The organism is Paenibacillus sp. Y568, from assembly GCF_059445545.1.
In genome coordinates this window covers 203,282-217,666 of record NZ_JCAIUM010000010.1, presented here as the reverse complement: position 1 = coordinate 217,666, position 14,385 = coordinate 203,282, and the positions used below count along the sequence as shown (strand labels likewise).

The following is a 14,385-nucleotide window of genomic DNA, read 5'->3' as shown; positions in this document are numbered from 1 at the left end:
GTCTGTTTTTTGAATTCCTCATTAAACCGTTGTCGTTGTTCCCTCATAAAAGGACACCTCTTTCTTTGTTAAGTAAATTATCCAGTTTCTCTTAACAGGTGTCCACTTTTTATTCTAGCTACATAATTCCATCTAACCTACCTCCCGAGGGCATCACTAGTTACATTAACAGGAGAATTTCCTGTTATTCGTCTTCCGCATCTATCAAGCTCACCTTATATTGCATCAATACTCCATCAAGCTCACCCTCCACTTCATCCAACTCGTCTTTCTTATCATCAAGTATGAACTTCGGAGTCTACTTTAATTAATATTATTAACGGTTCATCATCTGGATGTTACAAATGCAGGTAACCTGTTTGCACACGTAACCATTGCAATACCCATTGCAGCACCATATCCTCCACGGAAATTTCTGTATTGAACTTAGCTTTCTAATGCTCTAATACCAAGAGAGGGTTAACGGCATCGGAATATAGATGCAATTAGATCTGGTGCGCTGGTCATACCTTATTTGTTCCTTATATTTCAGAAAGAATAGACCGAACCTCTAGCTAGAGGTTCGGTCTATTCTCTTATCTATCTGAATCTCATGACACCCTTCATAAGCAAAAGTTAACTAAATACTTCTATATTTTTACTTCGTTCCGTATCACGTTCAAGGACCGGTTTCAAATACTTGCCCGTGTAAGATTGTTCTACTTTCACAATCTGTTCTGGTGTACCTGTAGCTATAATGGTTCCACCTCCACTACCGCCTTCTGGACCTAGATCAATTAGATAATCTGCTGTCTTTATGACATCCAAGTTATGTTCAATAACGAGGACTGTTTCTCCAGAATCAACAAGACGATGTAGCACAGTCAATAGTCGATCTATATCATCAACATGAAGACCCGTGGTAGGTTCATCAAGAATATACAATGTCTTACCTGTACTTCGACGGTACAGTTCTGATGCAAGCTTCACACGTTGAGCTTCACCACCTGAAAGTGTCGTTGCTGGCTGTCCCATTTTGACATAACCCAGTCCCACATCAAGGATCGTCTGCAGCTTACGGTGAATACGTGGGATGTTCTTAAAGAATTCAGTAGCATCTTCAATCGTCATATCTAATACTTCTGCAATACTTTTGTTTTTATATTTAACTTCTAACGTTTCTCGGTTATATCGCTTGCCTTTACATACTTCACAAGGAACGTAAACATCCGGCAGGAAATGCATCTCAATCTTAATAATTCCATCCCCACGACATGCTTCGCAACGGCCACCCTTCACATTAAAGCTGAATCGACCCTTCTTATAACCACGTATCTTAGCTTCGTTGGTCTGAGAGTAAATATCTCTAATGTCATCAAATACACCCGTATAGGTAGCTGGGTTAGACCTTGGCGTACGCCCGATAGGTGATTGATCAATATCAATAACCTTATCCAAATGTTCTAATCCTAGAATTTCCTTATGCTTACCAGGGCGTGCTTTGACAGCTCCGTTTAGTTCACGAGCAAGCTTCTTATACAGAATTTCGTTAATCAATGTCGACTTCCCTGAACCAGACACACCAGTTACTGCACTAAATACACCTAATGGAATCTTCACGTTAAGGTTCTTAAGATTATTCTCTTTAGCACCCTTAATCTCTAACCAACGATCTTCAGGCTTGCGCCGGTTCCTATTTACAGGAATGAACTTACGTCCACTAAGATATTGGCCCGTTAAAGAGTCAGGATGATCCATAATTTCTTGTGGTGTACCTTGGGCTATTACTTGTCCACCATGAATCCCAGCCCCTGGACCAATGTCAATAATATGATCCGCAGCCATCATCGTATCTTCATCATGTTCAACAACAATTAGCGTATTCCCCAAATCTCTCATGTGCTGAAGTGTCGCTATTAATCGATCGTTATCACGTTGATGGAGACCAATACTTGGTTCATCTAGTATATAAAGAACTCCCATTAAGCTGGATCCAATCTGAGTGGCTAGCCGTATACGCTGCGCTTCCCCACCTGATAACGTCCCTGCTGCACGACTTAAGGATAGATAGTCTAATCCTACATTCACCAGGAACCCAAGTCTGCTATCGATCTCCTTCAAGATCATATTCGCAATCATGGTCTCCTTCTCACTTAGCACCAAACTATTAAATAAATTCATGGCCTCCCCGATGGAAAGACTCGTCACGTCTGCTATGTTATGACTGTCTACCGTCACAGCCAAAATTTCTTTCTTCAGTCGATGACCTTTACATACCTCACACGGCTTAGCACTCATGAATCCCTCAATGAATTCACGAATCCCTTCCGAGGCAGTATCACGATATCGACGTTCAAGATTCGGAATAACTCCTTCAAAGACGACTAGCGCTTCCTTACGCTGCCCGAAATCATTCTCATATTTAAAACGAATCTTCTGATCTCCTGTACCATGCAATAACTTGTCCATCTCTTCTGGCTTGAGCTCACTTACAGGCACATTCTGCGGAATCTTGAAATGTTCACATACCGATTTCAAGAACTGAGGATAATAATTCGATGTGCTTCCTGTCCACGCTACGAATGCACCATCCTCAATCGATTTACTCATATCTGGTATAAGTAAATCTTGATCGACAATCATTTTGACACCTAAACCATCACATTCGGGGCAAGCTCCAAATGGACTATTGAAAGAGAACATCCTTGGTGATAATTCTTCCATACTGAATCCACAAATAGGACAAGCGAAATTTGAACTGAATCGCAGTTCTTCTTCCCCCATGACATCAACTAATAATTGTCCTCCCGAAAGCTTCAAAGCTGTCTCAATGGAATCTGCAAGTCTTGCTTCTACATCGTCCTTGACGACAATACGGTCTACAACGATTTCTATCGTATGTTTCTTATTCTTCTCAAGTTCAATATCTTCAGAGAGGTCTCTAAGTTCGCCATTAACCCGTACCCGAACAAAACCCTGCTTGCTAATATCTGCAAACAATGACTTGTGTTCACCTTTGCGTCCGGATATGATGGGCGCTAACAACTGTAGTCTCGTCTTCTCTGGATATTGCATAATTCGGTCAACCATTTGTTCTATCGTCTGTGATGTAATCTCAATACCGTGTGTTGGGCAATGAGGATGACCTACTCGAGCAAATAATAAGCGCAAATAATCATAAATCTCAGTCACGGTTCCCACGGTGGAGCGAGGATTGCGACTTGTAGTCTTCTGATCAATGGAAATCGCTGGTGACAACCCTTCAATGGAATCCACATCAGGTTTCTCCATCTGGCCTAGAAATTGACGTGCGTAGGCTGAGAGAGACTCCACGTAACGCCGTTGGCCTTCAGCATAAATCGTATCGAATGCCAAAGAGGATTTACCGGAGCCACTCAGCCCTGTTAACACCACAAAGCGATTTCTCGGAATGGTGATATCAATATTTTTCAGATTGTGGGCTCTAGCGCCCTTAATAATAATATTTTCACTTGCCAACGGTTATCAGCTCCTTATCATCTTTCACACTTGTGTAGAGAGCGATTCATCCTCGATCGCGTATCACTTATTTATTTTTAATCAGCTTTTAACTCTAATAAGGCATCACGTAACTCTGCCGCTCTTTCGAATTGTAGGTTCTTGGCTGCTTCCTTCATCTCTACCTCAAGCCGCTCTATCACGGACAGACGATCTCTCTTCGACATCTTCGAGACATTTCCTGTGAGATAATCAGCTTTGGATTCAGCAACCTTCGTAGCTTCAATGACATCGCGAATCTTCTTCTGAATCGTCTGTGGCGTTATTCCATGCTCTTCGTTGTATGCAATCTGAATCGTACGTCGACGAGCCGTTTCATCAATGGCCTTGCGCATAGAATCTGTAATCTTATCACCATACATAATGACATAACCCTCTGAGTTACGTGCCGCTCGTCCACTAGTCTGGATAAGGGAGCGCTCTGATCGAAGGAATCCTTCTTTATCGGCATCCAGAATAGCAACAAGAGATACCTCGGGTAAATCAAGACCCTCTCTAAGTAAGTTAATACCCACTAATACATGAAACGTACCGAGACGTAAGTCACGAAGGATTGCCAACCGTTCTAACGTCTTAATATCGGAATGTAGGTACCTAACCTTGATGCCAATTTCCTTCAAATAATCTGTTAGATCCTCTGACATCTTCTTCGTTAGTGTAGTAACAAGCACTCGTTCATCCCGTTCTATCCGAAGTCTGATCTCTTCGATAAGGTTATCAATCTGACCCTTCGTAGGTCGAACTTCGATAATGGGATCTAGAAGACCTGTTGGACGAATAATCTGCTGTACCATCGTCTCACAATGCTCGAGCTCGTACGGACCTGGTGTAGCTGATACATAGACGATCTGGTTAACCTTCTCTTCGAACTCCTCGAATCTTAATGGACGATTGTCTAGTGCAGAGGGTAACCGAAAGCCATGTTCTACAAGCATGGTCTTTCGCGCACGGTCACCATTATACATTCCTCGAATTTGAGGCAATGTTACATGTGACTCATCAATAACGACTAGCATATCATCTGGAAAGTAGTCCATTAATGTATAGGGGGTTGCTCCTGGTTCACGGAATGTTAGCGGTCCTGAGTAGTTCTCAATCCCAGAACAGAATCCAACTTCATTCATCATCTCAATATCATATCTTGTGCGTTGCTCTAACCTTTGAGCCTCTAATAACTTTCCTTGGGACTTCAGTACTTCCAATCGCTCTTCGAGCTCTCGTTCAATATTAATTAAGGCAATCTTCATCGTTTCTTCTTTTGTCACGAAGTGAGATGCTGGGAATATTGCAATATGATCTCTTTCTCCCACAAGCTCACCTGTTAACACATCAATTTCAGTAATTCTCTCCACTTCATCGCCGAATAATTCAACGCGAACGGCCTGTTCTCCTTTGGAAGCAGGAAATATTTCTATTACATCACCGCGGACACGAAACGTACCACGCACAAAGTTGAGATCATTACGTTGATATTGAATATCGACAAGTCGACTCAGAATCTCATTGCGAGATTTCTCCATCCCAACACGTAAAGAGAGTAACAAATCTGAATATTCACGTGGTGATCCTAAACCGTAGATACACGAGACACTCGCTACGATAATAACATCGCGACGTTCAAACAATGAACTTGTCGCCGAGTGACGAAGTTTATCAATTTCTTCATTTATGCTTGAATCCTTCTCAATATAGGTATCTGTTGAAGGAATATAGGCTTCAGGTTGAAAGTAGTCGTAATAACTGACAAAGTAATCCACCGAATTATTAGGGAAAAACTCCTTAAACTCTGCTGCAAGTTGTGCGGCCAACGTCTTATTATGTGCAATTACAAGCGTAGGGCGATTGACCTTAGAGATCATTTGAGCAATAGTAAACGTCTTGCCGGTACCCGTTGCACCCAACAATGTTTGCTCTTTCTGACCATTCTTAATCCCCGTTACCAACTCCTCAATGGCAGTCGGCTGATCGCCTTGCGGAGAGTATTCCGATTCAAGCTCAAACTGCTTGTTACTAATCACAATATCACTCATTGCACAATACCACCTTTTTCATCTAAAATAGTTAAAGTTTATGTCGAGTTTTCCCGATATATATTATAATAAGTAATATTCAACTTTATAAGAATATCTGTTCCCATTTATTATACTCGGATCAGATAGGAATGCAAATCCAAACAATGAGATTGGAGTGGTTAACAACAATGGATATCGTTACAATATTTGGCTTAATAGCAGGCCTTGCCGCATTAGTCGGAGGCTTCTTATTGGAAGGGGGGGCATTTACAGGATTATTTCAACAGACAGCAGCACTCATCGTATTCGGTGGGACCATTGCAGCTGTTGTCATTAGTTTTCCAGCTGCAAGATTGAAGACTCTTCCTCAAGCGATTCGTTATGCATTCGTTCGACAAGAGAATGATATGGACCAATTAGTTGAAGATCTTGTTGATATGGCAAATACTTCACGCCGCAGTGGTGTATTGGCTCTTGAACGTATGTCACAAGATCATTCTAATGCATTCCTTAGCGAAGGTATGCAGATGGTGGTAGATGGAACAGATCCTGTACTTGTCAAACAGATTTTAGAAATTGAAATGGATCGGGCTGAATTAAAGCACGAAGGATATGCCAAAATATTCGATTCCGCCGGTGGTTACGCGCCTACGATGGGGATTATCGGTACAGTCATGGGACTTATTCATGTACTTGGCAGTCTTTCTGATCCGACAGGATTAGGTCCGTCCATTGCCGTTGCTTTTATCGCCACACTTTACGGTGTAGCGAGTGCTAACCTTATCTTTTTGCCCATTGCATCCAAAATTAAATCGCGAAGTGCTGATGAAATTCAGAATATGGAGCTTCTTCTTCAAGGTATTCTTGCGATTCAGAACGGAGAACACCCTCAAATTGTCCGTAAAAAGATTTCATTCGGAACGAGTAAGACGAAGGACTTCAGCTTTGCTCCTTCATCCCCTTCAATGAAGAGAGGGATTCTAGATGAGACAACAGACTAGAGTGCAAACTCGTCGTCGCGGAAGACATACAGAAGATAGCAGTCGAGATCGTTGGCTCATTACCTATTCAGATCTAATTACGCTTCTGCTGATCTTCTTCATTATGATGTATGCTATGAGTACCCTGGATAAAAGTAAATATACGGATATTATTCAATCTCTTCAAACGACATTCTCTGCCGGTGATTCTATTCTGGAGCAAGGATCCGGGGTGACGGGTACTGCCGATAGTTATACACATAAGAATCCCAATACAGCGGCAATACCGCAGCCCGAGAAAGCTGCAGCGGCAACTAAGCTAACCGAACGTGAACAAGCTTTCAGAGAACAGGAACTTGAATTACAAGGATTAATGTCCGTCATTTCTACATATGTGACCGACAATAAATTACAGAATCAGATTTTTGTGGCGGATGAGCCCCAAGGGATCTCAATCACCCTGAGTGATCAGTTCGTATTTGATGCTGGTAGAGCTGACCTCAAACCTGAATCTGCTCCTGTGTTAGCCAAGCTTGCAAGTCTTTTCAAGAATCTAGGAACTACTGTTAGTATTGAAGGCCATACTGATAACTTACCTATCACCTATTCACCTAAATATCACGACAACTGGGATTTATCAGGGGCACGTGCACTTTCGATTCTACGCTTCTTTCTAGAGAAAGGGCATCTTAGCCCCGAGGGATTCCAATACGCAGGTTATGCGGATACACGACCCGTTGGAGATAATACAACTACCGAAGGTCGTCAGAATAATCGGCGTGTAGAAATTATTGTTCTTCGTCAATTGCAAAAAGAGTAAAACATCGTATGTCCTATCAAAACATATAGATTGATGCACAAGAAAATGCAGATCAGTAATCAACCTGATAAGCTCCCATCAGAGTAGACAGTAGAAAAAAAACTTCTACTACTATAATGATGGGAGCTTTTCTATGTCTAAAAGAAGTCCTACTCCTTTAGATCAACGTCATAATCAGTGCTTGAATGATCATTTTTCTGGTAAAATAAATCATCAACCGGATATTGTGTCATGAGGAAGCGGTATATAATCAAGAAAGCCGCTACACACCAACCCCCGTATCACTCGGTCGTAGCACAACAGATCCAATCGCAAGCAGAATTGCCGCCATCAACCCTAGAATAGCCAAGGGTAACCAGATTTCCGACAATTGGCCACCTGAAGCGATTCTCTCCACTGATTCGATTACCCACTTCTGCGGAACGAAATTAGCTGCCTTTTGTAAGTATTCAGGCACGATGGATAATGGCCAGAAACATCCTCCAATCATACATGTTGGCGTAATGATCATTGAATTAATCATAGCTGCATTATTGGGGTTTCGTACCAACCCAGCCACAGTACTAGCAATACCCATGGCTACTAACATGAAAGACCCTAAGATGAGTACGTGTGTTAAGAAGGGAATATTATACTCGTAGCCCAACACCCATCGACTCAATATGAGAATCGTGAGAATTTGAAGAATGCCAACAAAGAGACTACCTAACATATGACCCAGTGCGATTTGGTATGTCCTTACTGGAGCGGTATAAATACGTGCCAATGTTCTATTTCTACGATCATCCAATATCATTCGGACGATACCGGACACCAATCCCATCATGAACATAAGTGTAAATCCCGTTACATTGAGAAGACCAGGTTTAACATAGAGATTAAAGTCCGTTTTCTCCGATGTGATTGAGTGTTTACTTATTTCTTGTAAACCTTTTCCCAAGATCTCCAGCGATTCACCCGTGTCTATATTCATTGAACGGATCATGCCTGCTGTTTGTTCTAACCTTCCGACTAGACTATTTAAGCTCAGTTTGAGCGTATAGCTCACTTCGCTACTCATCAGTTCAAATACCTGTATGTCTAGTGTATTTCCTTGAAGCAATTGCACGCTGAAATCTGAAGGAATCCATATTCCGAGTTCCTCTTTATCTTTTACAACTGCGTGCCGGAGTTCATCTTCTCCCTGCAAAGGCTTCAGCCTATACTCCCCACTTCTAGACAGTTCATCAATGATATGTTGCCCTACCGGACCGAGATCCTGATTCACATAAGGAATCGTCACCTTCGAGTCACCACTCTGACCCATCAACCCAATGGTAGCGGCTACCACGATACACGGGAGAATAATAAACATCATAAACCCCTTCTTGGTTCCAATAATTCTTCTGACCATATTCACAGCAATCGTTAAGCTATGCATGGTACCCCACCTTTCGATATACAACAGCTGTAACACCCAATAGCGCTACGCATATCCATGACAGAACGCCTATACTCGACATAATTTCAGACGTATTTCCATGTAACATGATTTGCAAAATACTCTCCATCCCCCAATGATTCACCGTTAGTTTTCCGATACTCTGCAAAATACCCATCGGAATGGGAATAAATCCCCCACTAAAGAATGTCATTACTGTAATCATAAATTGGAAAATGTTATTCGCACTTGAACTATTCTTCGCGGTGAAGGATACAAGAGCTGCGATCGTCATCGATGCAACAATGATTAACATACAGGTTATTGCTAACAACAAAGGCTGTTCTCCCCAGTACGTTCCATATAATGTCGAGGATACGGTAATAATCACAATCGTCTGAACCATTGCAACAATACTACTTCCAATCATTTTTCCTACTAATATTTGAATATGCGGTACGGGCATTGACTGTAAACGATATAATGTATGGTTATCCTTTTCTTCATATAGACTGCTACTAGCCGTGCTACCCGCATAGAGTAGGAACATCATTAACATCGCCACTGCATAATACTGCGAAGCTGAGTAAGTGGATGCCTCATCACTTAATTTACCTACTGTGACATAGGAACGAGCATCCTCAGGCGAAGATGAAGCAGGTATTGCTTCTTGACTCATATCCAGCGTCTCCATGACAGCCATAATCCCTTGTGCATGATTAATTTCATCCAAGAAGTTATCAAATATGGTTCCTACAACCCTATTCGCCATTCTGTCACTTCCAAGCATCAGCTGGAGCTTCGCTTCCTCTCCCTTCATCACTAACTGATCGAAATCAGTAGGAACGGTCACGACATAATCTACTTCTTTCGATCGTAACAACTTCTCCGCTTCGGACGTCGTAGATACATTGCTCAACGAAATCATTTTCACAATTTCGGGACTGCGTAGAAAGGCATGTAACTGAGAGGTTAGTTCTGTGCTATCGCCTACATAATCTACAATGGCAACCTTGACAGGCTCAAGATCAAGTGTTTCATCATTTGAACTAAAGAAGCTTGAAAGGGCTGTGCCTAGTATAAATATTAATAGTAATGGTAATAGAAAAAGATTGAGAACCACCGAACGCGATTGTAACATTCTCCTTAGTTCAAACCATGCAATCATCCACATATTCATCTACTCTCACCCCCTAATCGCGCAACTTACGACCTGTCAGATTTAGAAAAAGAGACTCGAGATTAGGTTCTTCACATGCCAGCGACTGTATAATGACATTGTGCTTGGCACAGATGAATAGAATATCTTGTAATTCCCGTTGAGACGATTCCACATATAACTCCATTACATCTTCCTTAGTCGAGACTCTTGATATTCCTGGATGAAGCTTCAACTCGTCGATCACAGCTTCTGAAATCTGCGTTGCCTGAATCACAATCTTCTCCACACTTGATAAACGTTCTCGCAACTCATGCTGTGTGCCACATGCAATCACATGTCCTTGATCCATAATGGCTACACGATCGCAGATGGCGTCTACCTCTTCCATGTAATGACTTGTATAAATAATCGTCGATCCCATTTTATTTAATGTCCGAACAGATTCAAGAATATGATTCCGCGACTGAGGATCGATACCTACCGTAGGTTCGTCCATGATAATTAACTTGGGATGATGCATAATTGCACATGCAATATTTAACCTTCTTTTCATTCCTCCCGAGAAAGTCGCTGGTAGTTCCTTAGCTCGATCCTGAAGGCCGACGAACTCTAATGCTTCCTCTACACGTTCCTTCAGTAGTTTTCCCCGAAGTCCATACAATTTGGCAAAGAAGGTAACATTCGTTGTCGCAGACATCGTCTCATATACCGCTAAATCCTGAGGAACAAGGCCAATCTGTTTCTTTACATCAAGAGGTCGGTCAGATACCGATATTCCATCGACATGAATACTTCCATGATCTAATTTCATTAACCCGCTCATCATGTTAATCGTTGTACTTTTTCCAGCCCCATTCGGCCCTAGTAGACCAAATATTTCGCCTTCCTGGATACTTAGATTTAAATGATCTACCGATATATTCGTGTCATACCGTTTAACAACATCCTTAATCTCCACAAACGCCATAATCATTTCCCCTTCATCCTCGGCTTATAGTTCTCATTGTACGGAAGTTCAATTGATCTGAGAGGTACTAAAGGTCATACGTTGTAGGTGACGAAAGTCATCTCCTTCCACATTCTGGCCCTATGCTATAATAAAACCATCTAGGCTTATTTCGACTTATAAAGGATGTTGCTATCTTGTCCTCCTATCTAACTATTCTTCGCTACGGCTTGATCATAACGGCCGGATGTATCTCTATGTACATATATCAATACGACAATAATGGGATCTTCCTATTCACGTTGCTACTTTATTTACTCCTCGTTGTCATGGGTCGATTCACGCTCAACCATTCTGCCAAAAGACTTCTATCCTGCTTAGAAATCCTATTCTCTGTCTGGTTATGCCACACCTATGGGTATTTAATGTTGTTTGTTTCTCTTTCTTCCCTATTTGTCTATATTCGATTACCACATCGCTTGATCAGCTTGGTCATGTTAAGTATCCATGTCATTCTTTTAAATATAACCTTTCAACATGAGCAACCCCTATGGATCATCTGCTTCAACTGTATACTCCTGTTAACTGCCGCATTATTAGGACTATTACAACTTTCCGTTACCCGGCATGAGGTTACTGTTCATCTCTATGACGAACTTCGGAAGAAACACTACGAATTAGAAGAAACACGTAAGCGCCTCGTAGAATTTAGTCATCACGTGGAGGCTTCTGCCCAATCAGGAGAACGTGACCGAATCGCTAGACAACTTCATGACGATATTGGTCATCGCTTAATCCGAATCAAAATGATGATGGAAGCAGCCATTCAGATTATGCCTTCTAATTATTCTAAAGGGATGGAAATGATGCTTCAGATTCGAGACCAGCTATCAGACAGCATGGACGACATGCGTAATACGGTGAAGAGAATGCGTCCTCCGACTTCTTTGAAGGATGAATATGCCATTGATCGATTGCTCGAAGAGACAGGGCGTGAGACCGGGATTCATACGTCCCTTACGATTGAAGGAGACCCCTTCCAACTGTATCCAAGCCTTCAAATTGTATTATACAAAAATGCGAAAGAGGCGATAACGAACGCTCTCAGGCATGGTAACGCTTCTTCGGTGGAGATCACGCTTACCTTCAGAAATGGTGAAGTAAGTATGTATGTCAGTAACAATGGTGCTACTGCATTACCTTCCTATACGAATACAAGACAACAAGGAATGGGCTTAAGTGGGATGCAAGAACGTGTTCAACTCGTAGGAGGGCGTATGGATATTCAATGGGAACACCCCTTTACTATCACAACCATACTTCCCGTATACAAGAATAAGGAAATCATTTAGAACAAGGGGGACATTCTAGTTGATATCATTAATGATCGTAGATGATGATGAGTTCATTCGTGAGAGTCTGAAAGTATTCATGGCCATGGATGTTGATATTCAGGTCGTAGGTTGTGCCGCGAACGGTGCGGATGCCGTAGAACTTATGCAATCGGGGATCCATGTGGATGTTGTACTTATGGATATTCGTATGCCTATATGTGACGGGGTGGAAGGAGCCAAACGAGTAAAGGAGCAATTTCCTCATACACGTGTACTTATGCTGACTACTTTTGATGATGACGAGTATATTATTCAAGCGTTAGAGAATGGCGCAAGTGGTTACTTACTCAAGAACATTCCTCCAGAACGCATTATTCATGGTATTAAAACAGTATACAAAGGTGATATTCTGATCCATCCTGATATCGCTCGTAAATTGACGGCATTCCTTCGTCCTGCTGCTTTTTCTAGCCCACAGACGTCAGAAACTTCCGCTGCTCTGAGGTTGGAGCCATACGGCCTGACTCCTATGGAACAGCGTATCGTCCGTCATATTGCAGAAGGGCTCTCAAATAAAGAAATCGCCCAGACATGTTTCCTGAGCGAAGGTACGGTAAAAAATTATATTACAGAGGTATTAAGCAAGTTACAGCTGAGAGATCGAACTCAGATTGCTATTCTATACCTCAAAGATGATGTGAACTAAGAATTAAGAACGAAACTAGCTAGCCTGTCTACTATCGATCCCATGGATATCGTATAACAGGTTCGGGTAAATCTGAGTCTTTCTCTAGCTCCACAGTTGCTGCTATCTCCGCTATGGCAAGCGTCACCTGCTTCTCAGCTGTCTGAGCATCGTCTCGTAAGGAAGAACGTTTACGAGTGTTTAATCTCATACTGATAATCTGAAAAATGCTAACAGGACTCATGCGAGCGGTCACACTAACATCTTGGCCTGGTGCCAGAATAACACCTAACTGATGATGATCCCCTGCATAAATAGCACGTTGGAGATATTTACTCTCTCCAGCTAAGTTCTGAACTTCCAACTTACAGAAAGCAGGATTCATACGCAAGGAACTATGAAGCTGTTCCTTCGTACGGAGAGTTACGCCATTCACTTTCAGCAAGGTCTCTCCAGGTACAATACCAAGTTCCTCTGCTGGACTATTAGGAACGATAGAAAATACACGCAGCCCCTGAGTGGGATGGACAAATATTGAACTGCGTCGCTGTTCTTCTAAACGACTGAGCCAGATCAATCCTTCATGTATTAAGAAACTGGCTAGTGCTGCAACAATCATAAGCGGACTCCACCACGCAGAGAGTAAACTAAGTGCAAGAAGAATGATACTGTACTGGAGTAGCCTTTTGAATGTGATATTCGCCTTTTGTCTCGGTAACAAACTCTGTGTCATTTCTCCAAATCCAATCATGATCGGGAGCGCTAACAGACTGAAGCCTCCACTCCAATCACCGCCTCCTAATAAAGGTGTCCAGGGTAAGACACTTCCTGTTGTCTGGGCTGGAATGAGTAGAAATAGAGGTAGCGGCCAAAAAGCTTGCATCTGATATCCTCCGACTAACTTTCCACGTTTACTCTCAACGAGTAATGGCATGGCGAATGATGGACCTTGTTTCTTCACGAGAATAGCCTCTGCCAAATGCAGCACAGCTACCAAAGCTAGAAGAGCAGGTATATCTAAATCCCTCACCGTTTCCACAATCGTCCCCATAGACGACGACACAGGTTGCCATTCTGGAAAGAAACCCACGATAAACTGTATGACACCTAATATGCCAATGGCATAAGCGAAACATAAATATCTCAAACGTAAGCATAACAACACTAGGGTAACAACCCATATACAAATAATAGCTTCTCTAGTTAAGGAAATCCCTAGAAAGGCTATAACCAGCGAGACACATACCCCTCCCACTAGTCCCCCAATAATGGTTCGCCAAGTCTGTAATCCCCAACTATGCAATCGAACATGAAATAACTTCCGTTCCATGAGAACCTGCTGACGATAAAACAACATTATAAATAGAATTGAAATATAATAAAAGGGCTGAGTCAACAACTGGATTAAGCCATCACTCACATTCCATAATAATTCTAAAGCCACATCCAAGATTTCGTCACACTCCTTCAGATCTCATACAACGGATAACTAGCCAAACACTCTAAAATC

The 14,385-nt window shown here is 42.1% G+C and carries 10 protein-coding genes; 4 read left to right on the top strand and 6 right to left on the bottom strand.

Translation table 11 applies throughout. The features are described from left to right. Window positions 1-615 precede the first annotated feature (615 nt). Together uvrA and uvrB are read right to left on the bottom strand one after the other, a co-directional pair. Window positions 616-3,477, bottom strand: a complete 2,862-nt coding sequence (gene uvrA / locus AC1D7X_RS15920) for an excinuclease ABC subunit UvrA (RefSeq protein WP_495458274.1) — start codon at window positions 3,475-3,477, stop codon at window positions 616-618. Window positions 3,478-3,554: 77 nt separating this feature from the next. Further along, on the bottom strand, window positions 3,555-5,546 hold the full coding sequence (gene uvrB / locus AC1D7X_RS15915) for an excinuclease ABC subunit UvrB (RefSeq protein ID WP_495458275.1): 1,992 nt from the start codon (window positions 5,544-5,546) through the stop codon (window positions 3,555-3,557). Between the two features lie 170 nt (window positions 5,547-5,716). Here uvrB and AC1D7X_RS15910 point away from each other — a divergent pair, with 170 nt between their 5' ends. Then, window positions 5,717-6,529 carry a flagellar motor protein gene (locus AC1D7X_RS15910; RefSeq protein ID WP_495458276.1) on the top strand — a complete coding sequence of 271 codons (813 nt, stop codon included), beginning with the start codon at window positions 5,717-5,719 and terminating at the stop codon, window positions 6,527-6,529. Continuing rightward, window positions 6,513-7,328 (top strand): flagellar motor protein MotB, encoded by an 816-nt coding sequence (locus AC1D7X_RS15905; protein WP_495458277.1) that lies wholly within the window; start codon window positions 6,513-6,515, stop codon window positions 7,326-7,328. Before AC1D7X_RS15910 ends, AC1D7X_RS15905 begins: the two co-directional genes overlap by 17 nt. Before the next feature lie 262 nt (window positions 7,329-7,590). On the opposite strand, the gene AC1D7X_RS15900 is transcribed toward AC1D7X_RS15905, so the two are convergent. From AC1D7X_RS15900 to AC1D7X_RS15890, 3 genes are read right to left on the bottom strand one after another with little or no spacing between them, the layout of a single operon-like run. Further along, complete coding sequence (locus AC1D7X_RS15900) at window positions 7,591-8,748, bottom strand: ABC transporter permease (protein ID WP_495458278.1); 1,158 nt, start codon at window positions 8,746-8,748, stop codon at window positions 7,591-7,593. Next, window positions 8,741-9,928 (bottom strand): ABC transporter permease, encoded by a 1,188-nt coding sequence (locus tag AC1D7X_RS15895; protein ID WP_495458279.1) that lies wholly within the window; start codon window positions 9,926-9,928, stop codon window positions 8,741-8,743. The genes AC1D7X_RS15900 and AC1D7X_RS15895 overlap by 8 nt, the downstream gene beginning before the upstream one ends. A 13-nt stretch (window positions 9,929-9,941) precedes the next feature. Further along, complete coding sequence (locus AC1D7X_RS15890) at window positions 9,942-10,877, bottom strand: ABC transporter ATP-binding protein (protein WP_495458333.1); 936 nt, start codon at window positions 10,875-10,877, stop codon at window positions 9,942-9,944. Window positions 10,878-11,113: 236 nt separating this feature from the next. Between AC1D7X_RS15890 and AC1D7X_RS15885 the strand changes: the two genes are divergently transcribed. Both AC1D7X_RS15885 and AC1D7X_RS15880 read left to right on the top strand, forming a co-directional pair. Beyond that, a complete protein-coding gene (locus AC1D7X_RS15885) occupies window positions 11,114-12,208 on the top strand; it encodes a sensor histidine kinase (RefSeq protein WP_495458280.1) in 1,095 nt (364 codons plus the stop codon). 19 nt (window positions 12,209-12,227) lie between these two features. Beyond that, entirely contained in the window at window positions 12,228-12,896 is a 669-nt protein-coding gene (locus tag AC1D7X_RS15880) for a response regulator (protein ID WP_495458281.1), read from the top strand. 31 nt (window positions 12,897-12,927) lie between these two features. Here AC1D7X_RS15880 and AC1D7X_RS15875 read toward each other — a convergent pair whose 3' ends face one another. Continuing rightward, window positions 12,928-14,325, bottom strand: coding sequence for a PDZ domain-containing protein (locus AC1D7X_RS15875; RefSeq protein ID WP_495458282.1), 1,398 nt, complete (start codon window positions 14,323-14,325; stop codon window positions 12,928-12,930). Window positions 14,326-14,385: the final 60 nt, after the last annotated feature.